The organism is Halobellus sp. Atlit-38R, from assembly GCF_003665925.1.
Taxonomy (GTDB): domain Archaea; phylum Halobacteriota; class Halobacteria; order Halobacteriales; family Haloferacaceae; genus Haloquadratum; species Haloquadratum inordinatus.
The window spans coordinates 40,363-66,340 of record NZ_QXIJ01000002.1; the positions used below are offsets into that span (position 1 = coordinate 40,363).

Genomic DNA, 25,978 nt, shown 5'->3' on the forward strand with positions numbered 1-25,978 from the left:
GGCGTGGATCACACGCGAGTGTACTCGTCGGTTTCGGTCGCGTCGCTGGCGTCCGTGTCGATCGTTTCTGTGTCGATCATCTCCGTGTCAATCAGTGCTACGTCGGTCGCCTCCGCACTGTCGGCGTGAGATGCGGCAGCCGATGTGGGGGACGCCGCTGCAATCGCCGACGCGCGCGGACTCGCCCCGCCGTGCGGCGTGTCGCGCTCGCGGACCGCGACCGTCCGAGTCGCCTCCGCGGTGTCGTCGACGACGAGCGCTTCCCCGGGAGCCGTCGGCATCGCGTCTGTGACGTCCGTATCGAGATAGGCAGGATCTGCGGCCGCGAGCGCGCGGACGTCCGACCCGGCCGTCAACCGATGGACGATACGGAGGTCCGACTGGGAGACGGCGACGGACGGGAGCGCGCTCGGGCGCTGCGTCGCGGCGACGAGCGAGACGCCCGGTGCGCGGCCGCGAGTGAGGATTGCCCGGAGCGATGCACCGGCGACGCCCTCGAAGAAGACGTGTGCTTCGTCGACGAAGAGCCAGGGGAGACGTTCGATCGGCGGCGGCTCGGCGTCCGCCGCACCCGCAGTTCCACGGCCGAGACGGGCGTCGTAGAGCGCCGCTGCGACGCCGGCGACGACCGCGTTCGAAGGTGCATCGTCGAGATCGGAACAGTCCAGAATCGTCGCCTCGCCGCCGGCGAGTGCGTGTGCATCGAGTCCTGCGGGATCGAAGACACCCCACGAATCAGCACGCCGGAGACGGTTGTCGGCCGCACGGCGAACGTCTACCGTTGCGTCGGCCGCGTCGACGACAGCACGCATCTCCGAGAGCGTTGCGGCCGTCGACGCGGCGTGCCAGACGAGCGCGCCGACCGGCTGGTCGGGGTCACTCCCGACGAGTCGTGGCCACCGTGCGGGCGGAATCGCGTCTGCGCGGATCGTCGGCTCGTCGACGATCCGAGCGGGGACGGGCGTCCCGGCCGCGTCGTCCGCCAAGCCGCGAAAGACGCCCATCGGATCGACGACGACGGGGGCGACACCGCGTGCTCTGGCTGCTTCTTCCGCCAAGACGCCGAGCGTGTAGGACTTACCGTAACCGCGCTTGCCGACGACGAGCGCGGCGTGCGGCCGGTCGAGATCGATCCCGACGGGTGCGCCGCGGCTACCGTCGCGAGCGCGGTGGGACCCGAGTCGGCCGGCGGGACCGGCGGGAGCCGTTCGGCCACACTCGTCTCGACGACCGAGAACTTCGGTGTGCATCAGCGAGAGTGGCCTCGGGATCCCATATAAACGCACGGCCGACTGTTTATGTACTGAGACGGGACCACGGCCGGTATGTTCGACGAACTCCGCCGCTTCGCCGACGACGACCGTGCGATCGAAGGACTGCCGATCAGACTCGTCATCGCGCTCGTCGTGGGGGTCGCGACGATGAGCGTGATGCTGAATATGTTGTCCGGCGTGCAGGGACTCGCAGTCTCCGAACTCGACGTCAAACCCTCACCCGACGTCGTCCAGCCGGGCGAGCAAGAACTCTCGCTGACCGTCGTCGACGACGACGGCGACGGGGTCGAAGGTGCGACGGTGATCGTGAAAGACGGCAGCGCCGAGGTCGACAGCGTGGTGACGGCCAAATCAGATGCCGATGGCGTCGCGACCGTCACCGTCGAGGCCGACACCCGGGCGAATCAGGAGACGGGAACGCTCGTCGTCGACGTGAAACCGCCGTCGGGGAGCCAGTTCGTGGATCGCCGCGCGAACACGGAGATTCTCGTCGTCGCGGAGTAGCGCGATCGACGTTAGCGTTGGCCAGCGCCAGCCGTTCATACTGTCGGACAGAACGAGGTGAAAAGTATCGGCACACTGTGGGTGTCAACACAATTCACGAACTGCTGTCCGACAGTATCACCGCTCGGGGTGCGTCGGCGCGTCGAAGCCGCCACGAACGAGCGGCTTAGCGATGTGTCGACGGGCACAGGGTGGGACCTCGTACCACCCGACGTCGAGGTCGCGGTCGACCGGGACGGTTTCCGGACCAGACCGCGAGGTACCGCAGTCGCGACACCGGTACCCCTGGTTCCGGCCGGCGCTCTCCATCGACCGTCCGCACTCGCCACACGTCGGCGTCGTCTCCACGGTGCGCCGGAGCGACCGGACGGCGAACTTCTCCAGTTTGATCGTCCCGTCGCTCACCTCGCCGCAGACGGTGACTTCGTCACCGGGGCGAAGCGCTCGCACGCGGTCCCGAAACCGCTTCGTGGGTTCGAACGCGACGCAGTCGACCGAATCGTCGGCGTCGCCTCGTGCTTCGAGGCCGAAGAACACGTGACCCCCACGACGCGTCTCCGGGTCGGAGGCGACGGTCCCGTCGACGCGATAGGCGCGCCCGTCGCACAGTTCACCGAGCGTCCCCTCGCGGAGATGGACATCGGTGCCCTGGTTCGTCAGAAACGTCGCCGACCGTTCGATGGACTCACTGTCGATGCGGGCTGCGAGATCGCTGACGGCGTCGGGATCGTCGCCACGAATCCCATACAGGATCGGTCCGGGCGCGTTCGGGACGCAGACCGGTTCGTCCTCCTCGCGATCGACCGTGTCCCACGCCTGCGGGTAGAATTTCGCTGCAGCATCGAAGACGGACTCCGTGTTGACTTCTCGGGGAGTGCCACACCGGTCGAACACGCGGTAGGAGATGTGCTCGTAGGTCCACTCCTCGAGTGCGGCCCACGCGCCGACGGCCGCGAGCGCGCCGATGCGGCCGCGGCCCCCCGCCCAGCCGCGGTGGACGTATCCGGCGTCATCCGCGACCCGAAGCGCGTCGGCGGGCTCCAGAAAGTCACGGATTGCACGTCGCGTGAACGTCGACACCGCCTCGGGAACGTCGCTCGGATCGTCGTCAGCGACGACGACGCCGGGGCTCGTCCGCGGATCCGCAGTCTCCGCAAGCGGTTCGAGTTCGGCGGTAGCGATATCGAGCGCCTGTTCGGGTTCGAGATCGACGTGGAGGGCGAGCGCGGCGTTCCCGCGAGTCTTGTGCTCGACCGCCGGGTTGAGCCGGACCAACAGCTTGCGGTCGACGCGGCCCCCGGCGTCGACGACGGCCTCGGCGAGTCGCGCGGCGAGGTACGTCGTGCACATCCCGCGCTCGCGGGAGTCGGTGTCGTCGAGGCCGACGATAGTCATCGGAGGGGCGTAGTCGACGCGGCGTCTAACGGCTTTCGCTAACGGCGTTCGGAAAGCCCAGTCGCAGCGACAACCGGAGAACCGGTGGACGCAGACGGCCTCGACGGCACAACGCATATATGCGCTGAATCGCGTACAACCGAGTATGTCTCGGTCCGCGCTAGTCGGAAACGTCACAGCGATGCTCGAGGACGCCGGATTCCTCGTCAGCGAGCGCTGTGCGATCCGGCCGAAGAGCTTCGACGTCGCCGCAAGGCGAGGCGAGGACCTGGTGCTGCTGAAGATTCTGGGTAACATCGACGCGTTCGACGGAACGACCGGTGAGGAGATGCGACGGCTGGGCACCTATCTCAACGCGACCCCGATGGTCGTGGGACTGCGAACGCGCGACGAGGATCTGAAGCCCGGCGTCGTGTACTTCCGGCACGGCGTTCCGGTCCTGAATCCCGATACGGCGATGGAACTGTTCATCGAGGGCGTCCCGCCGCTCATCTACGCCGCGCCGGGCGGCCTCTACGTCAACATCGACGGCGACCTCCTGGCAGACGAGCGCCGCGATCGCGGGTGGAGTCTCGGACAGTTGGCGACGGAACTCGGCGTCTCGCGCCGCACCGTCTCGAAGTACGAAGACGGGATGAACGCGAGCATCGAGGTTGCGATCCGGTTAGAGGAGATGTTCGATCAGCCGTTTTCCAGCCCCGTCGAGGTGATGGAGGGTGCAGAAGACGTTCGCGACGCCGAGCCGACACCCGACGATCCCGACCCAGAATCCGACGACGAGCACGTGGTACACGTTCTGACGCGCGCCGGCTTCACCGTACACCCGACCGCCCGCGCACCGTTCAAGGCAGTCAGCGAGGACGACGAACGCCGACGGGACTTCATGCCGATGCTCACCGGGCACTCAGCCTTCACACGGAGCGCAGAGAAGCGAGCCCGGATTATGTCCTCGCTCGGCGAGGTCACACAGACCCGTTCGGTCTACTTCACCGAAGATCGCTCGAAGCGCGACGCCGTCGAAGGCACAGCGCTCGTCAGCTGTGAGGAGTTAGCGGACATCGACGACCCCGACCGCATCCGGGATCTCATCCGAGAGCGGTCACAAGAGCCGACCGAAGCGTAGCGGCGGGGGCGGGCGCTGTTTCTGGCTGTGTTCAGAGACGTTCCAGTGCGCGACCGTAACTGAGGACAAATACGACGAGCCGTCGCCGCCGACGGGTCCCGGCGCTCATAGGGGTTATCGTAAGTCCGCATAGATTTCTCGCCGGACGATACGGCGAAAATCTCCGAACAGTTACGATAATCCCTATCAGTTCGCGCCGTCGCCGTACGTTTCTTCCAGGTAGGCGATAATATCGGTGCTTTCCGGCATCCCGTGGACGTCGTGTTCCTCGTCGACGAGCACGGGGACGCCCGTCTGCCCGCTGATCTCTTTCACTTCCGTCCGGTTGGCGTGCGATCGCGGCACCATCACCGATTCGTACTCCAGATCGAGTTCCTCCAGTTTGTTCCTGACTCTGATACAGAAGGGACAGCCCCCGACTTCGTACAGGACGAGATCAGACATCGACGACCGGTACGCGATCCGACCTAAAGAGTCACGTGGTGGACTGCGCGGCGGGCGCACTCCCGTACCGTGTTATCGCGTCGCTATCGGTCCACGAGCCGCCGGATGCCGGCGACGATCTGTCGGCGGCCGGCGACCAACTCCCCGCCGGCCCACACGAGGCCGACGAGGAGCGCGCTGATCGCCCAGACGAAGTCCCAGCCGGACATCCAGACCGGACGGAGCCACGGCGTCACGTGTGCCCAGCGCGTCGCGAACTCGTTCATCGGCCCTTCGAGGACCGTGCCGGCGAACGTCGCGCGAATCCGCCCGGCGAAGCCGACGCTCTCGTTCCCGCCGGCGGTGAGGTTCGCACTGCCGGTGATGTCGTAGGACCCGCTGGCGTTCAGATCGCGGATCGTCGGCCCCGACGACTCGGGGCCGGTGCCGATGCGCTCGGCGTCGTAGGGGCCCCACGTGGCGTAGTACTCCCAGACGACTTCGCCCGTGGGCGTGAGTTCCATCACGCGGTGGTTGAGCGTGTCCGTGACGAGCGTGTTTCCGTTGGGGAGTCGGTCCGCGTCGCGCGGCCAGGTGAGCGATCCCGTGCCGACCTCCCAGGTCCGGACCCACTCGCCGTCTTCCTTCGCGTACTCGACGACCCGGTTGTTACCGCTGTCGGCGACGAGGATCGTCGGCGTGCCGTTCTCGCTCAGGAGCCAGTCGGGGTTGTGCTGCTCGCGCATCACGTCGTAGTCGTCGTCGGAGCCGAGTCGCTCGACGATCTCTTTGGATTCGATGTCGACGACGAGTGCCTGATCGAAGTTCCGCGGCGAGAGCAGCAGGCGGTCCTCACCGACGGGGTCGACGTCGTTGACGTGCGACCAGTCGTCGTTGTAACCGCCGTCGGTGCTCTCGGGGAAGTGGTTCTTGAAGTACCACTCCCAGGTGAACTCGCCGGTCGACCGGTTGTAGATGACGATGCGGTCGTCGCTGACCTCGGCGGACGCGTTCCACTCGCGCATATTCGCGATCGCGATGCGGTCCTCAGCGAGATACGCGACGTCGTGGGTGTCGGTCATATTGAACCGCTCCTGCCAGACGCGTTCTTGCGTCTCGGGGTTCAACTCGAAGACGACCGTATCGCCGGCCCGCGGCGAGGAGACCAGGAGGTTCCCGTTCGGCAGCGGGTCGACGTCGAAGAACCACGCGCTCCCGCCGACAGAGTCGTTGTGGGTCCACTGGAGGTCACCGCGCGGGCCGACCGAGAGGAGTCGCGCGGGCTTTTTGGGATTCGTATTGCCCTGGAAGGTGTAGCCTTGGACGCTGATGACGGTCGATCCGTTCGCGGGACTCGTGATCGTGCCCGGTTCGAGGCTCGTGTCTGTCGAGGGGTCGTACGTCAGCGCCGACACGCCGGCCGGTGCGAGGAGAGAGACGACGAGCAGCAGCGCGAGGACTCGCACTGCGTTCGCTCGGGAGCGCGGGGGGAGCGTCACGTACTCGAATCCGACAGTGAATAATGAATCTCTTGCGGTCCGATGGCAGTCGCGGGGGTGAGAGCTGGAAGGCGAAAAGCGCGGGAGTGAGTCAGACGGCCAAAAGCGCGAGCGAGCGGTCGGTTACACCTGCGCGGCGAGAATGCCGCCGGTGCGGACGACGAAGTAGACGACGAACGCGCCCGCGAGCGCCCAGTGGCCCAGACGGACGTCGTCGCCTTCACCGGCCGCGAACTTGATCACGGGGTACGAGACGATCCCGGCGGCGATACCGTAGGCGATCGAGTACGCGAACGGCATCACGAGGATCGTCATCCCGGCGGGGATCGCCTGCGTGAGGTCGTCCCAGTCGATGTCGACGACGTTGCGGAGCATCACGACGCCGATCACGACGAGCGCGATGTGGGAGGCATACAGGGGAATCGCGGCCGCCAGCGGGACGAGCGCGAGCGAGATGAGGAACAGTACAGCGACGGTGAGCGCCGTCAGGCCGGTGCGGCCGCCCTCCTCGACGCCCGAGGCGGACTCGATGTAGGTCGTCACGGTCGAGGTCCCGAGCATTCCGCCGACCGTGGTGCCGATCGCGTCGGCCATCAGCGGCTTGTCGATGTCGGGCAGGTCGCCGTCCTCGTCGAGGAAGTTACCGGCCTGTCCGACGCCGACGAGCGTGCCGGCGGTGTCGAAGAAGTCGACGAAGAAGAAGGTGAAGACGACCAGCGCGAACGTGAACGCCTCGACGTCGCTGAGGCCCGAGATGAACGCGCCGGCCAGCGGAGTGATGTCGTAGGAGACGGACGTAGAGCCGGCGACGAGGCCAGCGTCAGCCGCGATGGGGCCGAACGCGGTGAGAAGCCACCCGAGGACGGACGTGAGGGCGATTCCGATGATGATCGATCCGGGGACGTTGCGGGCGTAGAGCGCGAACGTCAGAAAGAGCCCGAGCACGGAGACGATCGCGACGGGATTCGACGCGATCGATCCCATCGAGACGAGCGTCGCCGTGTCGTCGACGACGATCCCCATCGCCTGCAGGCCGATGATGGCGAGGAAGAGCCCGATCCCCGTCCCGACGGCGAACTTCACAGGCTCGGGGAAGAGTTTGATCACGTACTCGCGCGCGCCGATCGCCGTCAGGATGATGAAGATGATCCCTTCGACGACGACGGCCGCGAGTGCGGTCTGCCACGGAATTCCGAGCGCGCTGACGACGGTGAACGCGAAGAACGCGTTCAGGCCGAGGCCGGGCGCCTGCGCGAACGGCCGGTTGGCGTAGAAGGCCATCACGAACGTCGCCGTCGCCGCCGCGAGGATCGTGACGACAGCGAGCATCGACTGGATCTCGCCCGGCGGGATGCCGGCGATCGAGATCCCGTCGGCGCCGGGGATGTTCGGCTGGTCGGTCAGGATCGAGGGGTTGACGACGACGATGTAGGACATCGTCAGGAACGTCGTCAGCCCGGCGAGGAGTTCAGTCCGGACCGATGATCCGTGTTCTTGCACATCGAAGTAGTTTCCGAGTGTTTCAGCGAGCCCCATAATGCACGTGTGAGCATAACCCCGATACGGTCGATAAGGGTTTTCATCGACGTCGGGCACAGTGAGGCCCGTATCGGCCGATCACTCGGCGTCGAACGTCGAGAGGGCACCGACGGGTGCGTCGGTGAGTTCCCGGGCGCGATCGATGCCTTCGTCACCGACGGAAATGAGCGCGAAAACGCCCGTAACGTCCGCATTGGCCTGTTTCGCAATGTCGAGGAGAAGTTCCTGGGTTTCGCCCGAGCGGATGAGGTCGTCGACGATGAGGACGTTCTCGCCGCGCGAGATCGCGCGGCCGGGGAGGTAGTAGGTCAGTTCGATACCCGAAGCGAGGCGCTGACGGGACTCGATGAAGTCCTCGACGGCCGTCTCTTTGGACTTCTTCGCGTAGGCGACGCGGGCGTCGAAGTACCCGGCCATCGCCGCACCGAGCGTGATGCCGTCGGTCGCCGCCGTCAGGACGACGTCCGGGCGCTCGAAGCCGAGTGCGTTGGCGGCGACCGGAGCGACGAGATCGAGAAACGACTGGTCGAAGACGATACCGGAGTTGTCGACGTAGCCCTCGTCGTCGAACTCGACGCGCGCGCGCAGTTCCGTCGCGAGGGCGTCGCGGCCGACCCCGTCGACGACTTCGCGGGCGCGCTCGACGCCCGGCAGGACGTGACCGTTGACGTACCGATTGAGATCGCCGGCGGGAAGTCCGCTGAGTTCGGCGAGTTCGTCGTACGTCCGGGTCTCCTTCAGCATCCGAAGGACGGCGACCGCCTGCAACTGGAGGGCCGCTTTCTCCGCTCTGTTCATACTTCGATCTGCGATGTTGCGTAAGTATGAATATGTCGATACAGATACAGCGTGAAAAAACCACGAACGTGGATTAGATAGCGAGAGAGAACGTCCGGTCCCGGGGCTGAAAACAGCCCGAAATCGCGAGGTCTGCGAGAAGCGCTACGAACGGTCCTCGTCGTCGAGGAGGTCCGCCGCAGTCACGAGGGCGTCGAGTTCGACGTCGGCCTCGGCGAGTCGCTCGCGTGCACCTTCCTGCCGGTCGACGACGACGAGGACGCGGTTGACGACCGCGCCGGCGTCGCGGAGTGCCTCGACGGCGTCGAGTGCGCTCTTGCCGGTGGTCGCGATGTCTTCGAGGACGACGACTTCCTCGCCCTCCGAGAAGCGTCCCTCGATGCGGTTGGCCGTGCCGTACTCTTTGGTCTTCTTGCGGACGATGACGTACGGCGTGTCGGTCTCGACGCTCGTGACGGAGACGAGCGGGACGGCGCCGAGCGCGACGCCTGCGAGCTTTTCGCCGGACAGTTCGTCCGCGAACGCCTCGGCGATCAGCTGGAGGCAGCGGGGGTCCGTCTCGAAGAGATACTTGTCGACGTAGTACTCGGAGGTGCCGCCGTGGGAGAGTTCGAACTCTCCGAACTGGACGGCGTCGGCGTCACGGAGCGCCGCGATGAGTTCGTCGTTCGCCATTGGATGTGAGAGGGCGGGCGAGGCGCTTAAACGGGGCGATTCGGAGGCGGTGCGGAGGCAGTGCAGGGCGGAGGCGGCGCGGAGACGGTGCAGGGCGGAGGCGGCGCGGAGTCGAAGCGCTCGTACCGCGAGGCGAGCGAATGCGAGCCTCGCGGCTTTTTTCCCTCCAGGTTTTTGCGCGGTGGGTTCCCGCAGCGGCGCTCCGCGCCGCGAGGAAACCCACCGTGGAAAAAGGTGGGTTAGTAGGGCTCGTCTTTCAGCCCCAGCACGTACGCGATGGCGTTCGTGAGGACGTGCAGGACCGGCGTGAGAACGATCACGACCCCGAGAACGGGGAGCGTAAATGTCGTCTGGAACCACCCGAAGTCGAGGACGGCCGCACAGGCGAGCGCCCCGGCGACGAAGTCCAGTTGGTCGACACCGGGGAACGGCGCGCCGCGCTCGCGGCCCGTCCGGCGCTTGAGAAACGAGGCGGCGATGTCGCCGAGCATCGCGCCGAACGCGAGACCGAACGCGGCGGCGAGCGGGAAGACCGGGATCTCGAATCCGGTCATACGGACGACGACGGGCGCGAGAACGTTCAGTCCGAGCGCGAGGAGGACGCCCGCGAGCGTGCCGACGGCCGTTCCACGCCACGTCTTGCCGTCGCCGAGGAGGCGGCGGCCGCCCATCGTTCGGCCGCCGTCGATCGGTGCGCCGCCGCCGGCGAGGACGGCAGCGTTGTTCGGGACGTAGGCGGGGAGCATCGCCCAGAAAGCGACGACGACGAGATCAACGAACATACGTGTCGCGTCCGACGGCGACGACAAAAGTCTCCCCAATTCGACCACCGCGACGCGCCGCCGCAGAACAGCGGTTCTGTGACTGGATCGACAGCAGTTCCTTTAACTCTCCGGCGCGACGTACTGGCAGATAGATGTCCTCCTGGAGGCGCGACTTCGCAAGCGGCTTGATCGTTCTCACGCCGATCCTCGTCATTCTGTTCGTCCTCAACTACCTCTACTCGAAGATCGTCGACCTCCCGGTCATCCGACGATTGGACGACCCTATCGGGTTCCTCGTCGCAGTCGTGGTCTTCATTATGCTCGTCCTGTCGGTGGGGTACCTGATGCGGACGACGGTCGGCCGCCTGTTCGAGACGTATCTGGATGCGGCGATGAATCGCGTGCCGCTCATACGCGTGCTCTACAATGCCTCCAAATTAGCCGTCGAAACGGCCGTGACTGGGACCGAGGACCTCCAAAAGCCGGTGAAAGTCGAGCCCTGGCAGGGGATGCGGATGACGGCATTCAAGACTGGAAAGGTGACCGACGACGGCCGCGTGGTGCTGTTTATGCCGACCGCTCCGAACATCACGACTGGCTTCGTGATGGAGGTCGATCCCGAAGATATCACCGAAACCGACGAGCGCGTCGAAGAGGCGCTGACTCGGGTGTTGTCCGCGGGGTTCGGCGAAGAGGAGCGGGACGCGCCGATCGAGATCGACGCCCGGTCAGAAGACTGAGCGTCGGGTCCGGTGCGGAAGCGGCCCGGTGCCGGGCAGTGTCGGGCGGTGCTGTGCGGTAGTCGAGAAGTCGTACCGCGAGGCGAGCGAACGCGAGCCTCGCGGAATTTTTCCCTCCAGGTTTTTGGACCGGGGTTGAGTGCCGCCTTCGGCGGCGCGAGGCCCCGGTCGAAAAAGGTGGGTTTAGACGTACGTGAACCACTCGTCGTGGGCGTCGTCGCGACGCTCGACGAGGTCGAAGAACGCCTGCTGGAGTTCTTCGGTCACGGGGCCGCGCGAGCCGTCGCCGATAACGACGTTGTCGACTTTCCGGATCGGCGTCACCTCGGCGGCAGTACCGCTGAAGAACAGTTCGTCGGCGGTGTTGAGTTCGCCGCGGGAGATGGTCGCCTGGTCGTGGACGGTGTAGCCGCGCTCGCGGGCGAGTTCGATCACCGTGTTTCGGGTGATGCCGTCGAGGATGCTCTCGGAGAGGCCGGGGGTGTAGATCTCACCGTCGCGGACGAGGAAGATGTTCTCGCCGGGGCCTTCCGCGACGTTGCCCTCCTTGTTCAGGACGATCGCCTCGGTGTACCCGTTGCGGCGGGCCTCCTCGCCGGCCAGGAGCGAGTTGACGTACAGCCCGGTCGTCTTCGCGTTCGTGGGGATCTGACTGGAGGCGTGCTTGCGCCACGAGGAGATCATCACGTCGACGCCCTGTTCGAGCGCTTCTTCGCCGAGGTAAGCGCCCCACGGCCACGCCGCGATCGCGACGTTCACCGGGTTGTCTTTCGGGCTGACGCCGAGCGAGCCGTAGCCGTAGAACGCGACCGGGCGGATGTAACAGGAGCGCAGTTCCTCACGGCGGATCAGTTCCAGTGTCGCCTCCGTGAGTTCTTCCCGCGAGAACGGAATGTCCATCTCGTAGGGCTTCGTCGACTCGTAGAACCGATCGAGGTGCTCTTCCCAGCGGAAGATCGCCGGCCCGTTTTCGGTGTCGTAACAGCGGACGCCCTCGAACACGCCAGATCCGTAGTGCAGACCGTGCGTCAGAACGTGGACCGTCGCGTCGTCCCAGTCGACGAACGAACCGTCCTGCCAAATCGTCTCGACGTCCATCTCGTCGAATCCCATATGCCGTGATTTACTCCCCGGGATATAAAACCCTACAGGAGTGTTTGCGGCGAATCACGCCGCCGGTGAGGCGGATCTGAAGGGGGCAGGTGAACGGAATCGGCAGCCACCGATCAGCGCGGCAGCCCTCGAGTGGGAACGTGGAACCGTCGGTTCAGACGCGGTCCATATCGTCGGCCAGTCGCTCGATGATGTCCGCGCCTTCGACGTAGACGAGATCGTTCTGACGGGCGTATTCGAGTGCGGCAGTCGGCGTTCGAGCACCGCCGGAGTCGGCGTCGAGCATCTCGCAGACGACGACCGCGGGCGGGCGGTCAGCCGCCTCAGCGAGCGCGAGACCGAGTTCCGTGTGCCCGCGCCGGTCGTCGAGGAGTCCCGGTGCGCCGCGGAGGACGTGCACGTGGCCCGGCGTGCGGAACTCGGCGGCGAACTCCGAGGCGTCGTAGTCGCTGTCGGACTGCGCTGCCTGTTCGGCGGCCGACGAGAGTTCGCGAATCGTGAGCGCGCGGTCGTCGTCGGTGATGCCCGTGAACGTCTCGCGGTGGTTCACCGGCAGCGAGAACGACGAGCGGTCGTCGTAGCCGAGGTCGTGGTCCGCGGCCGCAGGGTGGTCGAACTCGTCTTCGAGGAAGGGCAGTTCGAGGGTCTCTGCGACGGGGTGTGAGACGGCTGTGCAGATCAATCCCCCAGCGTCGCTCCGAAGACGGACGACGTCGTCGGCGCCGACCGCGCCGGCGGGGTAGATGATGTCCGTCTCGCCCTCGCGGTCGGCGGCGTCGTGGACGAGCACCGGCTGGCCCTCGCGGAACGCCTCGATGGCGCGGTCGACGGCGCTCTCACCGGTCGTGTCGACAGCGACGTCCGAACGCGTGCGCGTCATCGAACCGCCTCCACGCGAACGGAAACCGCGTCGCCGTCGTCGAGATCGAGCGCATCCCGAAGCCGGACGGGTGCGATGATCTCCAGCTGCGTTTCGTCGTGGTGCGTGCGCTCGGGGACGATGATGTGCGTCGTCTCGGCGACTTCGTCGTCGTACTCGACGGTCGCGTCGTAGCACGTCGCCGGCCCGAACGTCCGTTCGTCGTCTTCCCAGCCGTCGATGGGGACGCCCGAAAGCGACGTCATCGCCGAGCGAGCGCGGATGCTCTCCTCGTCGAGGTCGACGTTGAGCGTGCCGGGGAACGGCTCGTAGCCGAGTCGCTCCTCGAACTGTTCCATATAGCCCGACAGAGAGATGTAGTGTCGTCCTTCGCCCATTCCACTCGTGACGGTCCCTTCGAGTTCGACGGCCGAGGGGTCAGTGCCCTCGAAGATCCGCCGGTAGTGTGCGTATTCGCGGTGCAGCGCCGCCTCACCGGAGTCGGTCAGCGACACCCACTGGCCGTCGGCGACGACATCGCGCTCGACGTGGCCGGCGGTTTCGAGCCGCTGAAGCCGACGCGAGGCGGTCTGGCTCGACGCGTCGAGGCGTTCGGCGAGGCTCGAACAGGAGATCTTGACCGGGCCGGAGAGCGCGCCTTCGAGCGCGACGAATTTCAGCGCCGCCAACTCGTCGTTTCCCACGGCGGAGACTGCCGATTCAGACATTATCCGGAGTTGGGAGGCTGCCCTGTTAAGTATAACGGCTATGAGATGTATAACAGAATTGTTACGGTGGCCGTCCCCCGAAATCACGGAGACGTGACTTATCTCAGTATTGTGTCTTCCCGCTTCTAAAGGCGTCGATCGCAGTGCGGCGGGTTGGTTGCACCACCTCCGTTTCGGACAGCAATCGCACGATGTTCGTCGCCCGCGGGGGAGTGCTTCCCGAGCGCGAGAGCGTTCGGAAAGGCATTTAGCCGCGGTTCGAGAACGGCGAGTATGTTCAGAACCTTCCGTTCGGAGGTCGAGGACGCGGTCGAGGCGGCGCTGGCCGCGCTCGACCTCCCGACCGACGACCTCGGGGTCGAAGAGCCGCCGGAGGACGTCCCGGCGACGCTCGCATCCAGCGTCGCCTTCCGTCTCGCCGGCGAGGTCGGGGCACCGCCGCCGGCAGTCGCCGAAGACGTCGCCGAGGCGATCGACCTCGACGACGCGGAGTACATCGCGAGCGTCGACACGCAGGGACCGTACGTGAACTTCTACGTCGCCGACGCCTACTACGCGGACACGCTCTCGGCCGGTCGCGACCCCGAGTACGGAGCGCTCCCCGATACGGGTCAGTCGGTCGTCGTCGAGCACACGAGCGCGAACCCGACCGGTCCGGTCCACGTCGGTCGCGCTCGGAATCCCATCTTCGGTGACGCCGTCGCCCGCCTGCTCGAGTACGCCGGCAACGACGTCGAAACGCACTACTACGTCAACGATGCCGGCCGCCAGGTCGCCGTTTTCACCTGGGCCTACGAGACGTTCGAGGAGTCGGACCTCCCCGAACCGGAACGCGACCGCGCGGACTACGACCTCGTCCGCTACTACCGGAAGGGTAACGAGTATCTCGAATCCGCCGACGACGAGGAACTCGCGGCCGCCGAAGAGGAGATCGCCGAGATTATGCAGGGTCTCGAAGCGGGCAACGAGGAGACCTACGAACGCGTCGCGGTCGTCGTCGATCAGGTGCTCGGCGGGATGCGGGAGTCCCTCGAACGCCTCCCCGCGGAGTTCGACCGGTTCGTCAAGGAGACGAAGTTCATCCGCAACGGCGACGCCGACGACGTCGTCAGACGGCTGAAAGACTCCGAACACGCCGTCTACGAAGAGGACGCCTGGCAGTTGGACCTCTCGGCGGTCGGGTTAGAGAAGAACCTCGTCTTCCTCCGCTCCGACGACACCACGCTGTACACCACCCGCGACCTCGCACACCACGAGTGGAAGTTCGACAACTACGACGAGGCGGTGACGATCCTCGGTGAGGACCACAAGCTCCAGGCCGAACAACTGGAAGCCGCGCTCGACATTCTGGGCAACGACACCGACCAGCTCCGGCAGACGTTCTACTCGTGGGTCAACCTCCCGGAGGGCGGGATGTCGACTCGCGAGGGTACCGGCGTCGACCTCGACGACCTACTCGACGAGTCCGTCCGGCGCGCCCGCGAAGAAGTCGAAGAGCGTCTGGACTCGCGGATCCGGAACGACGAACTCACCGAAGACGACATCGACCGCATCGCCCGCCAGGTCGGCATCGGCGCCGTCCGCTACGACATCGTCTCGAAACAGCCGACGAAGGGCATCACCTTCGAGTGGGAACGCGCACTCGACTTCGAGGCGCAGTCGGCTCCGTACGTCCAGTACGTCCACGCGCGCTGTTGCGGCATCGAGGGCGAAGCCGCCGATGCGGGCATCGAGGCGTCGGCCGACGTCTCGGTGCTCGACACCGACGCCGAGCGCGCGCTCCTGCGAGACGTCGCGCGCTTCCCGGCCGTGATCGAACAGGCGGCTGACGACCTCGAGCCCCACGTCGTCGCGACGTTCGCTCGCGAGTTCGCGGAGACGTTCAACACGTTCTACCGCGAGTGTTCGGTCCTCAACGCCGACGACGAGGCGGTCGCAGCGGCACGGCTCGGTCTCGTGGAGGCGTCGCGGCACACGGTCGCGAACGCGCTCGACGTCCTCGGGATCGAGGCGCCGGATTCGATGTGAGCACTGGATTCGACGTAACTCCCGTAGGGGCACACCCCGTCGAGAGTTTCGAGCGCCCCAGATTACAGTCCGAACGGTGTGACCGGAACGATGGCCCCGGCGACGAGCGATCCGCCGACGGCAAGCACCGTTGCGACCCCGGCTCCGAGCGCTAACAGTAGGAACAGGACGAGCCACCAGAAGGGAACGCTGGAATCTTTCTCTGCCATATCCTCGATTCACCGCACCCGCATAAAAGAAGCTCCCGCTTCGGCGCGCTGACAGCTAGCGGAAGATGCGTCCGAAGAACCCCTTTTTCGTGTCGTCGCCGTCTTCGGAGTCGCCGTCTTCGGCGTCTTCGTCGGCGGCGTCGGTAGAACGGTCCCCGGCGTCGTCACCCCCGGAACGGTCGGCGTCGCTACCATCTCCGATATCGGCCTCCTCCGCCAGTGGCGTCGTATAGACGCCGCTTTCCGGGTCGTCCTCGGGGGTCGCGTCCGACTCGGACGGCGTTACTTCGGCGGCGCTGGCAGACTCGACGAGCGGGCGCTCGTCCTCGGTAGCAGCGTCGGCGTCCGATTCGGCACCCGAGTCGGACTCCGCATCCGCGTTCGGCTCGACGTCCCCGTCCGATTCGGCGTCTCGAACGTCGGCCGGCGTCGGATCGACCTCGGCGTCGGAATCGACCGACGACGCTTCCTCGTGTGCTTCGATCACCTCGACCGTCTCTGGGTTGAGGTCGCCTTCGTGTCTCCCGGCGACGACGATGTCTTCCTCGGCGGGGCGTACGTCTTCGCCGGCTTCTCCCGTCGATTCGCTGTCGTCGGACGGCGTTTCCGGAGTCGCATCCGCCTCGTCGTCGGAAGCCGTCTCCTCCGCATCTGGAGTCGAATCGAGAATTTCCGCATCGTCGTCGACGCCCGGCTCTGACTCGTCTTCTGAGGCCGTAGCGGACTCATCGCTCGACGGGAGGTCGTCTCCCGACAGCGACTCCTCGTCCGGAAGTGGATCGTCCTCTGGGAGTGCGTTGCCGAGGGGGTCGTCGGGACCGAGCGCGTCGTCGACGCCGAGTTCAGCGGCGGCATTCGCACCCGGAACGTCGGTGTCGTCGACGGGGGCTTCAGACGTATTCTCGGTAGAGGCTTCAGACGTATTCTCGGTAGAGGCTTCGGACGTGTCCTCGGTAGAGGCTTCGGACGTGTCGTCGATAGAGGCTTCGGACGTGTCGTCGTCGGAAGACCCGTGGGGTGTATCGTCTGCAGACGCCCCTGAGGCGTCGTTGGATGCTGTTTCGGGTGGTTCGTCTGCTGCGACGTCCTCGCCGGTGAGACTGCTCGCGAGCGAGCGATACGCCGCGGCCGCCGTGCTCCCGGGGGCGAACGTGGTCAGCGGCTCACCGGCGTCGGACGCCTGCCGGACTGCAGCGGCGTCCGGAATCGTCTCGATGACGTCCGCATCGAGCAGTTCGGCGACGAGCTCGGCGTCGACCTCGACGGGATCGGCGCGCGTGAGTGCGGTGCCCGCGACGGGGATACCGAGGCGGTCTGCGACCTGCCGGGTCTTGTCGGTGTCGCCGAGCGCGTCCCGCGTCGGGGTCGAGACGAGGAGTGCCTCGTCGACGTGCGTGAGCGGGACCACGGTGTCGTTGCTGAGTCCCGCGCCCGTGTCGAGGACGACGTACTCGTAGCGGTCGGCGAGCGCTTCGAGGACGGACTGCATCTCCTCGGGGTCGGCGCGCGAGAACGCGTCGAGATCCGGCGATCCGGGGACGACCGCCATCCCGTGCGGTCCCTCGTGGATCGCGTCGTCGACGTCGGCGTCGCCGGCGAGAACGTCGTGAAGCGTTACGTCGCCGACGGTGACGCCGACCGCACCGGCGAGATTCGCCATCCCGAGATCCCCGTCGACGATGGCGACGCTCGATCCCGCGGCGGCGAGCGTGGCAGCGAGATTCGCCGCCGTCGTCGTCTTGCCGACCCCCCCTTTCGCGCTGACGACTGCGTACACACGGCCCATTGTTTCGTTCCGTGAGTCCCGCGTGGAGGATATAAATCTGTCCGGGGCGTCGAGGTGACGCGCGAGCACGCTGTGACGACATAGTCGCAGGTTACTTACCCACTGGAGGGGCTAGTACGGATAATGAGTACCGACGCCGACGAGGTGAACGAGGACCGCCGGAAGTACGAGTTCCGGAAGGTCATCGAGGAACTCAAAGACTACGAGGGTTCCGGCACGCAGCTCGTCACGATCTACATCCCCCCGGACAAGCAGATCTCCGACGTCGTCGCCCACGTCACCCAGGAGCACTCGGAGGCGTCCAACATCAAGTCCAAGCAGACGCGGACGAACGTGCAGGACGCGCTCACGTCGATCAAAGACCGGCTCCGCTACTACGACACGTACCCGCCGGACAACGGCATCGTTCTGTTCTCGGGTGCGGTCAACTCCGGCGGCGGCCAGACGGATATGGTGACGCGGGCGCTCGAAAGCCCGCCCGAACCGATCCAGTCGTTCCGCTATCACTGCGACTCGAACTTCCTCACCGAGCCGTTAGAGGAGATGCTGACCGACAAGGGCCTCTTCGGCCTGATCGTCCTCGACCGGCGCGAGGCGAACGTCGGCTGGCTGAAGGGCAAGCGCGTCGAGCCGGTCAAGTCCGCCTCCTCGCTCGTCCCCGGCAAGCAGCGGAAAGGTGGCCAGTCAGCGCAGCGGTTCGCCCGCCTCCGTCTCGAAGCCATCGACAACTTCTATCAGGAGGTCGCAGAGATGGCGAACGATCTGATGGTCCCCAAGCGCCACGAGATGGACGGGATCCTCGTCGGCGGGCCCTCGCCGACGAAAGACGAGTTCCTCGACGGCGACTACCTGCACCACGAACTCCAGGACCACGTGAAAGGGAAGTTCGACGTCTCCTACACCGACGAGTCGGGGCTCTACGATCTCGTCGACGCCGCACAGGACGTCCTCGCCGACCAGGAGGTAATGAAGGACAAAGCCCAGATGGAGGAGTTCTTCGAGAACCTTCATACGGGCGAGGAGGCGACCTACGGCTTCGGACCGACCCGCAAGAACCTGATGATGGGATCCGTAGACCGACTCTTGCTCTCGGAGGATCTCCGCTCGGACGTCGTGATCTACGAGTGTCCGAACGGCCACGAGGAGTACGAGGTCGTCGATCGCCGCCACAGCGACCCCGGACACGTCTGCACCGAGTGCGGCGAGGAAGCCGAGAAAGTCGACCGCGAGGACGTGATCGAACATCTGATGGAGATCGCCGAACAGCGCGGCACCGAGACGAAGTTCATCTCGACGGACTTCGAGAAGGGCGAACAGCTCTACGACGCCTTCGGCGGCATCGCCGGCATTCTGCGGTACTCCACCGGCGTCTAAGCGGACGCTGTTATTCGAGAATCGATTCGAGCTGTCGCCGTCGACGCGCTAAATCCACGTGTGGGTCGATCGTCTCGTCGGCCGCGAGTCGATCGAACGTCAGAAAGACGTCCGCACCCGCTCGCTCGGCGTACTCGACGAGCGACTGGATCGCCGGGCGGTTCGTCGCCAGCGAATCGAGCAGGCCGACCGCGAGCACCAGCGCGACTCCGCCCTCCCCGGTTGGGATGGCCGACGGGACTTCCGCCGATTTAGCGTCCAGAGTCGCTTCTGTCTCGGATTCGTCGTCGTCTTCGAGCGGATACGTGCGAAGACAGCGCGGACAGTACCCGGCGACGGCGGCCGATTCGGGAGCGAACTCGCGTATTTCTGACGGGACTGCGACGCGAACGAGGGGGCGCTCGCAGTGCGAGCACGGTGCTGACATACGTGGACCTACGCGGGCAGTGCGGAAAGACGCTGTCGCTGTGGCTCCCCGGCCGGCGAGCGGCGGACCGGTATCCCTATTCACGCCGACGCCCTAGCGCGAGACAATCAATGGCCTCGGACGCCCATTCCTCGCTCGACGATCCGCGGACGCACCTCCGCGCGTTCGGTGGCACCTTCGTCGTCGTCGCGCTCGTAGTGCTACTCGCGTCAGTGACCGTCTCACTCGGGTATCCGCTGCTGGACGCCGCCGGCGTCGGTCACGAGAGCGCGCTCGGTCTCGCACTCCGGAGCGCGTTCCAGTTCGTCGGCTTCGGCATCGCGGGCGCCGGCTTCCTCCTCGTGACAGACCAAGCCGATCTCGTCCCGGTCCGCAGGCCGACGCGGCAGGATCTGACGTGGCTCGTCGGCGGTTTCTTCGGCCTACTGGGACTGTTCGTCGCGGTCTCGGGCCTGCTGAGCGTGCTCGGAATCCAGGGAGCCGACAGCGCGATCGTCGCCCAGGGGAGCGATCAGCCGGTCTACTTCCTGTATCTGATTCCGGTGACGATCCTGCTCGTCGGGCCGACTGAGGAACTGATCTTCCGGGGAGTCGTGCAGGGGCTGTTCCGCCGTGCGTACGGCTCCGGGTTCGCTATCGCCGCCGCCAGCGCAGTCTTCGCCGCCGTGCACGTCACGTCCTACAGCGGCGATGGCCTGCTCGCGACGCTCGCGACCGTGCTCGTCCTCGGGGGTGTCCTCGGCGTCGTCTACGAGAAGAGCGAGAATCTCGTGGTTCCCGCCGTGATTCACGGCCTGTTCAACACCGTGCAGTTCGTCGCCGTCTACGCGACGACGACCGGGCTCATCAGCCTATAAGTACGCATAGGCGCGTTCGAGGCGGAGACGCGTCGCTCGGTGAGTGGCTTGGACTCGAGAAGCGAGAGCGCGATCGGCGTTCGGACCGACGCTTACGCTGGGTTCTTGCGCGCCAGTTCCATCCCGCAGATCGGACAGCGGTCGCGGTGTTCGTCGAACTCGCGGCCACAGCCCTGACACTGGAACTTCCAGTCGCGCTTCTCCGAGATGCCCTCGCGGGCGATGATCTTCACGTCGATGTCGACGTGGTCTGCGACGTTCTGCATCGCGTAGTCGTCAGTGACGAGCGTGGCATCGAGTTCGAAGGCCGCGGCGAGAAGCCTGACGTCAGTTTCTGAGAGCGTCTCGGAGTCACCGGTCTCGCGGGACGCGCGCTGGATCTTCTCGACCGTCCCTCCAGCGGGGATGTGGATGTGCATTCCAGACCCCTCGTCGGCGTCGAATCGATACGACGCCTCGCCCTCCAGTTCCTCGCGGACCATCGGGATCGACGCGATGTCGTCTGTGGTGTGATACTCGTGGATGAACGCCGAAGAATCGAGAACCTGCATCGGACGTCGCCCTGAGTTATGGTTGCACGACGATGTAGTCTTTGACGTCCTGTACGTGAGAGACGGGGACCCGGATGACCTGCTCGTGGTCGTCCTGGATCGTCTCGAACCGGAGTTGATCCGGATTGACGTCTTCGTACGGCGAGACGAGGAGATCGTTGACCGTTCCGGTCTTCACGTTCATCTCGACGTTGTACAGCACTCCGAGTTGCGCGCCGTCTGACCCCATCACGCCTTTTCCGGAGAGGTCCTCGGCGAGTTCGTCCGGCATACCCCGCAATACTGCGTACTGTTACATAAACGCCACGGGCCACGCGGCCAGCGACCGCACAGCGGTGGTCAGATGACGCACACAGACGGCGTACGAAGGCGCACACAGACGACGTACTATGCGTGGACCGCGCCGCGACACAGACGTTCGATATCGCAGAAACGACGCCATCCGCGGATGACGATGGACTTAACTACAGTCCAGCAGTGATCTACACACAAGGAACTTCTCCGGGGTGATTCTCTATGTCTGACACCGACGCCGACGCCGCCTCGACAGCCGAATCGAACGCGCTACGCACACCGATCGTCGCCGTTCTCGGCCACGTCGACCACGGCAAGACGACGCTGCTCGATAAGATCCGCGGCTCCGCGGTGAGCGAAGGCGAAGCCGGTGCGATCACCCAGCACATCGGCGCGACCGCCGTCCCGCTCGACACCGTCTCGGAGATGGCGGGCGACCTCGTCGACCCGACGGACTTCGACCTCCCCGGTCTCCTCTTCATCGACACCCCGGGGCACCACTCGTTCACGACGCTCCGCTCGCGCGGCGGGGCACTGGCCGACATCGCGGTCGTCGTCGTCGACGTCAACGACGGCTTCCAGCCGCAGACGATCGAGGCGCTCGAAATCCTCCAGCGGACGGGCACGCCGTTCGTCGTCGCCGCCAACAAGATCGACACGACGCCCGGCTGGAACCCCAACGAGGGGATGCCGATCCAGGCGACCTACGAACAGCAGTCGGGCAACGCGCGAAGTCGCCTCGACGAGAATCTCTACGAGATCATCGGGGACCTCTCCGATGAGGGCTTCTCGGCCGACCTCTACTGGCGCGTCCAGAACTTTACGAAGAACGTCGGCGTCGTCCCGATATCTGCGATCACCAGCGAGGGGATCCCGGACCTCCTGGCCGTCCTGATGGGCCTCTCCCAGCGCTACATGAAAGAGCAGATGGCCGTCGACGTCACCGGCCCCGGCGCGGGGACGGTCCTGGAAGTCAAAGACGAGCGCGGCTTCGGGGCGACCGTCGACGTTGTCCTCTACGACGGGAGCATCCGCGCGGACGACCAGATCGTCGTCGGCGGCATCGACGGGCCGATCGTGACCGACGTCCGCGCGCTCCTCCAGCCGCGCCCGAACGCGGAGATCCGAGTCGAGAAGCGCTTCGACAAGGTCGAGGAAGTACGGGCCGCAGCGGGGATCAAAGTCGCCGCCCCGGAACTCGACGATGCGATGGCTGGCGCGCCGATCCGCGTCGTCCGCGACCGCGACCTCGACGACGTGATCGACGAAGTCGAGGCCGAACTCGCCGAGATTCAGGTCTCCACCGAAGAGGAAGGCGTCGTCGTCAAAGCGGACACGCTCGGCAGCCTCGAAGCGATGGCGAACGCCCTGCGGGAGGCCGAAGTACCGATTCTCCGTGCCGAGGTCGGCGACATCGCGCCGCGGGACGTCGCCGTCGCGTCGACCGCGAACGAGGAGAAACACCGCGTCATCCTCGGCTTCAACGTCGACGTGCTCTCGAACGCCGAGACCGAACTCGACGAAAGCGAGGTCAAACTGTTCGACGACGACGTCATCTATCAGCTCATCGAGGAGTACGAGGGCTTCGTCGAAGACCTCGAACGCGCCCAGCAGGAGACCGTCCTGGACAAGATCGTCCGGCCGTGTCGGTTCCGCATCCTCGAAGACCACGTCTTCCGGCAGTCGGATCCGGCCGTCGTCGGCGTCGAGGTCCTCTCGGGGACGCTGAAGAACAACCAGAACGTCGTGAAGTGGGAGGGTAACGAACCCACCCGCGTCGGCCAGCTCTCGGGGATTCAAGAGCAGGGCGAAGACGTCTCGGAGGCCCGCTCGGGCACGCGCGTCTCCGTCGCAATCGACGGGCCGACCGTGGGTCGGCAGATCGACGAGGGTGACGAACTGTGGATCGAACTGCCCGAAAAGCACGCGAAGATCCTCGAACAAGAGCTCTCCGACGACATCCCGGCCGACGAACTGGAGGCACTGACGAGCTACCTCGACAAGCACCGCAAGCGCGACCCCTTCTGGGGGAAATAGCGACGCTGGCGGCGCCGCGTTCTTTTCCAGTACGCAGTCCGAACGAAACGAGTCGCGACTATCGCGCCGTCGGCGTGAGGCCGTCGCCGACGGTGTTCATCACCTGGAGCGCGGCGGAGGCGGCGAGGCCGCGGGCGACCTCGTCGCGGTCCTCGTCGGTGAGGCCCGATTCGAGGTCCTCCTCGTCGGGCGTAAAGCCCGCGCTGACCGGGCGACCGGCGGGCGGACGGACCGCCACCGTCGCCTGCGGTCCGTTCGCGCCGTAGGAGAGTTCCGAGCCGACGGCGTAGCCGTCGGGAAGATACGCCTGCGTCCGGGAAACGATGCCGGCGACAGCGGTCCGAAGCTGCCGTACCTGCGCCACCGAAAGCTCGACGTCCTCGGGACGGCCCGCGTCGACGACACCAGGAGCGCCTGCGTAAGGGTTGTTTCCGTTCATACAGTGAGTCACCGTGAATAGGGTTACGCGTCGTATAAAGCCGTCGGCAGCATCAAAACGTTCGGCCTCACAGCGCCGTCGGTCGCCCACAGTGCCCAAATCCTAGAAGATCGACTCGCTGTCGCCGTAGACCGCGAGCGTGACCGCCGTCGTGTAGCCTTCGCCGTCGGCCTCGGCGGTCGTGACCGTGACCTGCTCGTCGGTGAACTCCCACTCGTCGCGGAGGTCGCGGCCGGCGTCGAGTCCGACCACGACGCTCCGGCGAACCGCGGTCGGATCCTCGCCGGACGCTTCGTAGAACAGTCCCGGGCTGGGGCCCGTCGCCCAGCCGAGCCCTGCGGAGACGCTCCCGACGCCACCGGTCGTGGCCCGCGCTTCGACGACCGTGAGTCGGTTACCCGCCGGCCCCAGGTCGGGTGCAGTGCCGACTTCCTCGACAGTCGCGTCGGCGGGGATCACCGAGGAGACGGCAACCAGATTGTAGTTGTGGACGTTCGCGTCGGCGAGGGCGGCGTCGTACGACGCCATCTTCGTGGGGGCGTCGCCCACGCCGTGAACGATCCGGATGGTGCTCATACCGGACAACGACGGCGCGGAGAATAAGCGGTTACGAATCGACCGCGAAGCGACAGTCGGACGCGGAGTCCGCAGAAAGGAGCCCGGGTGGCCGCCTCAGTACTGATAGGTCGTCGGACCCGGAATCGTCGTCTGCTCGTCGGCGTCTTCGATCTTCGCGTAGGCGTCGTCGAAGTCCCGGCGGCGGACTTCGGTGCGACCGTCGCGGATGGCGAACATCCCGGCTTCGGTCGAGAGCGCGGCGATCTCGGCGCCGGAGTAGTCGTCGAGCAGCTTAGCGAGGTCGCCGAAGTCGACGTCGTCGGCGACGTTCATCTCGCGCGTGTGAATCTCGAGGATGTGTTCGCGACCTTCCTGGCCGGGCTTGGGGACTTCGATGAGGCGGTCGAAGCGGCCGGGGCGGAGGATCGCCTCGTCGAGCATATCGAAGCGGTTCGTCGCCGCCATAATCCGGACGTCGCCGCGGTCGTCGAAGCCGTCCATCTCCGAGAGCAGTTGCATCATCGTCCGCTGCACCTCGGCGTCGCCGGAGGTCTTCGAGTCCGTCCGCTTGGAGGCGACGGCGTCGATCTCGTCGATGAAGATGACGGCGGGTTCGCGCTCGGCGGCGAGGTCGAAGAGGTCCCGGACGAGCCGCGATCCCTCGCCGATGAACTTCCGGACGAGTTCGGAGCCGGCCATCTTGATGAAAGTCGCGTCGGTCTCGTTGGCGACGGCCTTCGCGAGCATCGTCTTGCCGGTGCCCGGCGGGCCGTACAGCAGGACGCCCGAGGGCGGGTCGACGCCGACTTCCTCGAACATCTCGGGGCTCGTGAGCGGGTCTTCGACGGCCTCGCGGACCTCGCGGATCTGGTCGTCGATTCCGCCGATGTCCTCGTAGGAGACCGTCGGGGAGGCGTCGATCTCCATCGCCTGCGCCCGCGAGTCGGTCTCGTCGTCGAGCAACTGCTGAATGGCGAAGGAGTCGTTGATCGCGACGCGGTCGCCAGCTTCGAGTTCGCTATCGAGGTGTGGCGACGCTTCGGTGAGGACTTCCTGGTTGTTCCCGTGCTGTTTGATCACGACGCCGTCGTCGGTGAGTTCCTCGACCGTCGCGAGGTACAGCGAGGAGGTCTTCAGCGTCTCGTTGCGACGCTTGAGCTGTTCGACCTCCTCGTGGAGTTCCTCCTGGCGGTCGGTCGCCTCCGAGAGGCGCTCGTCGAGTTCGTCGTTGACGGAGACGAGTCGTTCGTAGTGTTGGCGGATCGCCGCTAAGCGCTCCGCATCCGACATCTCTGGGTCGAGGTCCAGACGCGGCCGGTCTGGTAGAGACGGACTCCGGGACATCAGTTAGCCGCACTTGGAGGTGGGCGTAAATGTGCTTTTGGGTAGTCCCGATCCCCTGTGGGTATCCGGCGGCGGGACTCGGCGGGCGTCACATCGCCGTCACTCGTCGAGGCGCTCGCGCTGGTAGGAGCCGTCGTAGACGTCATCGTGCGATGCCTCGGCGAGGACGAGTTGGGCGACGCGAGCGCCGCGTTCGAGCCGGACGGGATGGTGCACCTGGAGCAACCCTTCGCCTTTCCCTTCGTAGCCGGCGTCCCAGACGGCCGTGTTGAGCATACAGGAGTTGCGCATCAGCGTCGACCGCGGGTAGAGGAAGCCAACGTGGCCCTCGGGGATCGCGATCGTCTCCGCGTACTGGAGAATGTAGCCGCCGGTGTCGAGCCGGAAGATATCGTCCGCGTCGGCGCCGACGGACTCGCGTTCGCCGACGGTTTTCCCGTCCGTGCCGACGAATCCGGGTTCGGTCTGTTCGAGAACGTCGCCGAGGGTCAGGTCGACGCCGTTCGGCTGCACTTGCTCGTCGTCGATAGCGTCGATGTGCGAGGCGGCGAACGATCCGGAACGGAACATATCGGGAGGCTGCGGGCCGGGCGCAAAACCGTGTCGTTCTTCGGGATCGAGAGAAGGGTGACCGGACCAG

The 25,978-nt window shown here is 65.9% G+C and carries 27 protein-coding genes; 7 read left to right on the plus strand and 20 right to left on the minus strand.

What is annotated here, in order from left to right:
• Positions 1-8 precede the first annotated feature (8 nt).
• Positions 9-1,250 carry an ATP-binding protein gene (locus tag D3D02_RS02785; RefSeq protein WP_233560566.1) on the minus strand — a complete coding sequence of 414 codons (1,242 nt, stop codon included), beginning with the start codon at positions 1,248-1,250 and terminating at the stop codon, positions 9-11.
• 75 nt (positions 1,251-1,325) lie between these two features.
• Between D3D02_RS02785 and D3D02_RS02790 the strand changes: the two genes are divergently transcribed.
• Complete coding sequence (locus D3D02_RS02790) at positions 1,326-1,778, plus strand: carboxypeptidase regulatory-like domain-containing protein (RefSeq protein ID WP_121568472.1); 453 nt, start codon at positions 1,326-1,328, stop codon at positions 1,776-1,778.
• Positions 1,779-1,895: 117 nt separating this feature from the next.
• Here D3D02_RS02790 and D3D02_RS02795 read toward each other — a convergent pair whose 3' ends face one another.
• Entirely contained in the window at positions 1,896-3,173 is a 1,278-nt protein-coding gene (locus tag D3D02_RS02795; RefSeq protein ID WP_121568473.1) for a tRNA(Ile)(2)-agmatinylcytidine synthase, read from the minus strand.
• Positions 3,174-3,318: 145 nt separating this feature from the next.
• Between D3D02_RS02795 and D3D02_RS02800 the strand changes: the two genes are divergently transcribed.
• A complete protein-coding gene (locus tag D3D02_RS02800) occupies positions 3,319-4,296 on the plus strand; it encodes a transcriptional regulator (RefSeq protein ID WP_121568474.1) in 978 nt (325 codons plus the stop codon).
• Between the two features lie 186 nt (positions 4,297-4,482).
• Here D3D02_RS02800 and D3D02_RS02805 read toward each other — a convergent pair whose 3' ends face one another.
• The 6 genes from D3D02_RS02805 to D3D02_RS02830 form a co-directional block, all read right to left on the minus strand.
• A complete protein-coding gene (locus D3D02_RS02805; RefSeq protein ID WP_121568475.1) occupies positions 4,483-4,740 on the minus strand; it encodes a glutathione S-transferase N-terminal domain-containing protein in 258 nt (85 codons plus the stop codon).
• An 83-nt stretch (positions 4,741-4,823) separates the two neighbouring features.
• Entirely contained in the window at positions 4,824-6,218 is a 1,395-nt protein-coding gene (locus tag D3D02_RS02810; RefSeq protein WP_233560567.1) for an aryl-sulfate sulfotransferase, read from the minus strand.
• Positions 6,219-6,341: 123 nt separating this feature from the next.
• The gene (locus D3D02_RS02815; protein ID WP_121568477.1) at positions 6,342-7,754 is read right to left on the minus strand and encodes an NCS2 family permease; all 1,413 of its coding nucleotides are present in this window, start codon (positions 7,752-7,754) and stop codon (positions 6,342-6,344) included.
• Between the two features lie 81 nt (positions 7,755-7,835).
• Positions 7,836-8,555, minus strand: a complete 720-nt coding sequence (locus D3D02_RS02820) for a phosphoribosyltransferase family protein (protein WP_121568478.1) — start codon at positions 8,553-8,555, stop codon at positions 7,836-7,838.
• Positions 8,556-8,699: 144 nt separating this feature from the next.
• Positions 8,700-9,230: an orotate phosphoribosyltransferase gene (gene pyrE, locus D3D02_RS02825; RefSeq protein ID WP_121568479.1), complete on the minus strand. Its 531-nt coding sequence runs from the start codon at positions 9,228-9,230 to the stop codon at positions 8,700-8,702.
• Positions 9,231-9,469: 239 nt separating this feature from the next.
• The gene (locus tag D3D02_RS02830; RefSeq protein ID WP_121568480.1) at positions 9,470-10,012 is read right to left on the minus strand and encodes a CDP-2,3-bis-(O-geranylgeranyl)-sn-glycerol synthase; all 543 of its coding nucleotides are present in this window, start codon (positions 10,010-10,012) and stop codon (positions 9,470-9,472) included.
• Positions 10,013-10,146: 134 nt separating this feature from the next.
• On the opposite strand from D3D02_RS02830, the gene D3D02_RS02835 reads away from it, so the two are divergent.
• Positions 10,147-10,734: a DUF502 domain-containing protein gene (locus D3D02_RS02835; protein ID WP_121568481.1), complete on the plus strand. Its 588-nt coding sequence runs from the start codon at positions 10,147-10,149 to the stop codon at positions 10,732-10,734.
• 183 nt (positions 10,735-10,917) lie between these two features.
• Here D3D02_RS02835 and D3D02_RS02840 read toward each other — a convergent pair whose 3' ends face one another.
• From D3D02_RS02840 to D3D02_RS02850, 3 genes are all read right to left on the minus strand, one after another.
• Entirely contained in the window at positions 10,918-11,847 is a 930-nt protein-coding gene (locus D3D02_RS02840) for a branched-chain amino acid transaminase (RefSeq protein ID WP_121568482.1), read from the minus strand.
• Positions 11,848-12,001: 154 nt separating this feature from the next.
• Positions 12,002-12,727 (minus strand): 3,4-dihydroxy-2-butanone-4-phosphate synthase, encoded by a 726-nt coding sequence (gene ribB / locus D3D02_RS02845; RefSeq protein ID WP_121568483.1) that lies wholly within the window; start codon positions 12,725-12,727, stop codon positions 12,002-12,004.
• Positions 12,724-13,434 (minus strand): DUF120 domain-containing protein, encoded by a 711-nt coding sequence (locus tag D3D02_RS02850; protein WP_121568484.1) that lies wholly within the window; start codon positions 13,432-13,434, stop codon positions 12,724-12,726. The genes ribB and D3D02_RS02850 overlap by 4 nt, the downstream gene beginning before the upstream one ends.
• Positions 13,435-13,707: 273 nt before the next feature.
• Here D3D02_RS02850 and argS point away from each other — a divergent pair, with 273 nt between their 5' ends.
• Positions 13,708-15,462, plus strand: a complete 1,755-nt coding sequence (gene argS, locus D3D02_RS02855; RefSeq protein ID WP_121568485.1) for an arginine--tRNA ligase — start codon at positions 13,708-13,710, stop codon at positions 15,460-15,462.
• Positions 15,463-15,524: 62 nt separating this feature from the next.
• Here the strand turns inward: argS and D3D02_RS20815 are convergent, their stop codons facing one another.
• Positions 15,525-15,671, minus strand: coding sequence for a hypothetical protein (locus tag D3D02_RS20815; RefSeq protein WP_199722996.1), 147 nt, complete (start codon positions 15,669-15,671; stop codon positions 15,525-15,527).
• A 55-nt stretch (positions 15,672-15,726) separates the two neighbouring features.
• Complete coding sequence (minD, locus tag D3D02_RS02860) at positions 15,727-17,457, minus strand: cell division ATPase MinD (RefSeq protein WP_121568486.1); 1,731 nt, start codon at positions 17,455-17,457, stop codon at positions 15,727-15,729.
• Positions 17,458-17,580: 123 nt separating this feature from the next.
• On the opposite strand from minD, the gene prf1 reads away from it, so the two are divergent.
• A complete protein-coding gene (gene prf1 / locus D3D02_RS02865) occupies positions 17,581-18,831 on the plus strand; it encodes a peptide chain release factor aRF-1 (protein ID WP_121568487.1) in 1,251 nt (416 codons plus the stop codon).
• Between the two features lie 10 nt (positions 18,832-18,841).
• On the opposite strand, the gene D3D02_RS02870 is transcribed toward prf1, so the two are convergent.
• Positions 18,842-19,258, minus strand: a complete 417-nt coding sequence (locus D3D02_RS02870) for a DUF6276 family protein (RefSeq protein WP_121568488.1) — start codon at positions 19,256-19,258, stop codon at positions 18,842-18,844.
• Positions 19,259-19,368: 110 nt separating this feature from the next.
• Here D3D02_RS02870 and D3D02_RS02875 point away from each other — a divergent pair, with 110 nt between their 5' ends.
• Complete coding sequence (locus D3D02_RS02875) at positions 19,369-20,115, plus strand: CPBP family intramembrane glutamic endopeptidase (RefSeq protein WP_121568489.1); 747 nt, start codon at positions 19,369-19,371, stop codon at positions 20,113-20,115.
• 92 nt (positions 20,116-20,207) lie between these two features.
• Here D3D02_RS02875 and D3D02_RS02880 read toward each other — a convergent pair whose 3' ends face one another.
• Complete coding sequence (locus D3D02_RS02880) at positions 20,208-20,666, minus strand: NOB1 family endonuclease (protein ID WP_121568490.1); 459 nt, start codon at positions 20,664-20,666, stop codon at positions 20,208-20,210.
• Between the two features lie 16 nt (positions 20,667-20,682).
• Positions 20,683-20,937, minus strand: a complete 255-nt coding sequence (locus D3D02_RS02885; protein WP_121568491.1) for a PRC-barrel domain-containing protein — start codon at positions 20,935-20,937, stop codon at positions 20,683-20,685.
• Positions 20,938-21,182: 245 nt separating this feature from the next.
• On the opposite strand from D3D02_RS02885, the gene infB reads away from it, so the two are divergent.
• A complete protein-coding gene (gene infB / locus D3D02_RS02890) occupies positions 21,183-22,997 on the plus strand; it encodes a translation initiation factor IF-2 (RefSeq protein ID WP_121568492.1) in 1,815 nt (604 codons plus the stop codon).
• Positions 22,998-23,055: 58 nt separating this feature from the next.
• On the opposite strand, the gene D3D02_RS02895 is transcribed toward infB, so the two are convergent.
• The 4 genes from D3D02_RS02895 to D3D02_RS02910 form a co-directional block, all read right to left on the minus strand.
• A complete protein-coding gene (locus D3D02_RS02895; RefSeq protein WP_121568493.1) occupies positions 23,056-23,436 on the minus strand; it encodes a DUF5811 family protein in 381 nt (126 codons plus the stop codon).
• A 102-nt stretch (positions 23,437-23,538) separates the two neighbouring features.
• Entirely contained in the window at positions 23,539-24,012 is a 474-nt protein-coding gene (locus D3D02_RS02900) for a pyruvoyl-dependent arginine decarboxylase (RefSeq protein WP_121568494.1), read from the minus strand.
• Between the two features lie 96 nt (positions 24,013-24,108).
• Positions 24,109-25,338 (minus strand): proteasome-activating nucleotidase, encoded by a 1,230-nt coding sequence (locus D3D02_RS02905; protein WP_121568495.1) that lies wholly within the window; start codon positions 25,336-25,338, stop codon positions 24,109-24,111.
• A gap of 99 nt (positions 25,339-25,437) precedes the next feature.
• Positions 25,438-25,908 carry a deoxyuridine 5'-triphosphate nucleotidohydrolase gene (locus tag D3D02_RS02910; protein WP_121568496.1) on the minus strand — a complete coding sequence of 157 codons (471 nt, stop codon included), beginning with the start codon at positions 25,906-25,908 and terminating at the stop codon, positions 25,438-25,440.
• Positions 25,909-25,978 lie beyond the last annotated feature (70 nt).

Coding starts and splice junctions, on each gene's coding strand:
- D3D02_RS02785 (WP_233560566.1), bottom strand. CDS start 1,250: ATGCACACCGAAGTTCTCGGTCGTCGAGACGAGTGTGGCCGAACGGCT.
- D3D02_RS02790 (WP_121568472.1), top strand. CDS start 1,326: ATGTTCGACGAACTCCGCCGCTTCGCCGACGACGACCGTGCGATCGAA.
- D3D02_RS02795 (WP_121568473.1), bottom strand. CDS start 3,173: ATGACTATCGTCGGCCTCGACGACACCGACTCCCGCGAGCGCGGGATG.
- D3D02_RS02800 (WP_121568474.1), top strand. CDS start 3,319: ATGTCTCGGTCCGCGCTAGTCGGAAACGTCACAGCGATGCTCGAGGAC.
- D3D02_RS02805 (WP_121568475.1), bottom strand. CDS start 4,740: ATGTCTGATCTCGTCCTGTACGAAGTCGGGGGCTGTCCCTTCTGTATC.
- D3D02_RS02815 (WP_121568477.1), bottom strand. CDS start 7,754: ATGGGGCTCGCTGAAACACTCGGAAACTACTTCGATGTGCAAGAACAC.
- D3D02_RS02820 (WP_121568478.1), bottom strand. CDS start 8,555: ATGAACAGAGCGGAGAAAGCGGCCCTCCAGTTGCAGGCGGTCGCCGTC.
- pyrE (WP_121568479.1), bottom strand. CDS start 9,230: ATGGCGAACGACGAACTCATCGCGGCGCTCCGTGACGCCGACGCCGTC.
- D3D02_RS02830 (WP_121568480.1), bottom strand. CDS start 10,012: ATGTTCGTTGATCTCGTCGTCGTCGCTTTCTGGGCGATGCTCCCCGCC.
- D3D02_RS02835 (WP_121568481.1), top strand. CDS start 10,147: ATGTCCTCCTGGAGGCGCGACTTCGCAAGCGGCTTGATCGTTCTCACG.
- D3D02_RS02840 (WP_121568482.1), bottom strand. CDS start 11,847: ATGGGATTCGACGAGATGGACGTCGAGACGATTTGGCAGGACGGTTCG.
- ribB (WP_121568483.1), bottom strand. CDS start 12,727: ATGACGCGCACGCGTTCGGACGTCGCTGTCGACACGACCGGTGAGAGC.
- D3D02_RS02850 (WP_121568484.1), bottom strand. CDS start 13,434: ATGTCTGAATCGGCAGTCTCCGCCGTGGGAAACGACGAGTTGGCGGCG.
- argS (WP_121568485.1), top strand. CDS start 13,708: ATGTTCAGAACCTTCCGTTCGGAGGTCGAGGACGCGGTCGAGGCGGCG.
- D3D02_RS20815 (WP_199722996.1), bottom strand. CDS start 15,671: ATGGCAGAGAAAGATTCCAGCGTTCCCTTCTGGTGGCTCGTCCTGTTC.
- minD (WP_121568486.1), bottom strand. CDS start 17,457: ATGGGCCGTGTGTACGCAGTCGTCAGCGCGAAAGGGGGGGTCGGCAAG.
- prf1 (WP_121568487.1), top strand. CDS start 17,581: ATGAGTACCGACGCCGACGAGGTGAACGAGGACCGCCGGAAGTACGAG.
- D3D02_RS02870 (WP_121568488.1), bottom strand. CDS start 19,258: ATGTCAGCACCGTGCTCGCACTGCGAGCGCCCCCTCGTTCGCGTCGCA.
- D3D02_RS02875 (WP_121568489.1), top strand. CDS start 19,369: ATGGCCTCGGACGCCCATTCCTCGCTCGACGATCCGCGGACGCACCTC.
- D3D02_RS02880 (WP_121568490.1), bottom strand. CDS start 20,666: ATGCAGGTTCTCGATTCTTCGGCGTTCATCCACGAGTATCACACCACA.
- D3D02_RS02885 (WP_121568491.1), bottom strand. CDS start 20,937: ATGCCGGACGAACTCGCCGAGGACCTCTCCGGAAAAGGCGTGATGGGG.
- infB (WP_121568492.1), top strand. CDS start 21,183: ATGTCTGACACCGACGCCGACGCCGCCTCGACAGCCGAATCGAACGCG.
- D3D02_RS02895 (WP_121568493.1), bottom strand. CDS start 23,436: ATGAACGGAAACAACCCTTACGCAGGCGCTCCTGGTGTCGTCGACGCG.
- D3D02_RS02900 (WP_121568494.1), bottom strand. CDS start 24,012: ATGAGCACCATCCGGATCGTTCACGGCGTGGGCGACGCCCCCACGAAG.
- D3D02_RS02905 (WP_121568495.1), bottom strand. CDS start 25,338: ATGTCCCGGAGTCCGTCTCTACCAGACCGGCCGCGTCTGGACCTCGAC.
- D3D02_RS02910 (WP_121568496.1), bottom strand. CDS start 25,908: ATGTTCCGTTCCGGATCGTTCGCCGCCTCGCACATCGACGCTATCGAC.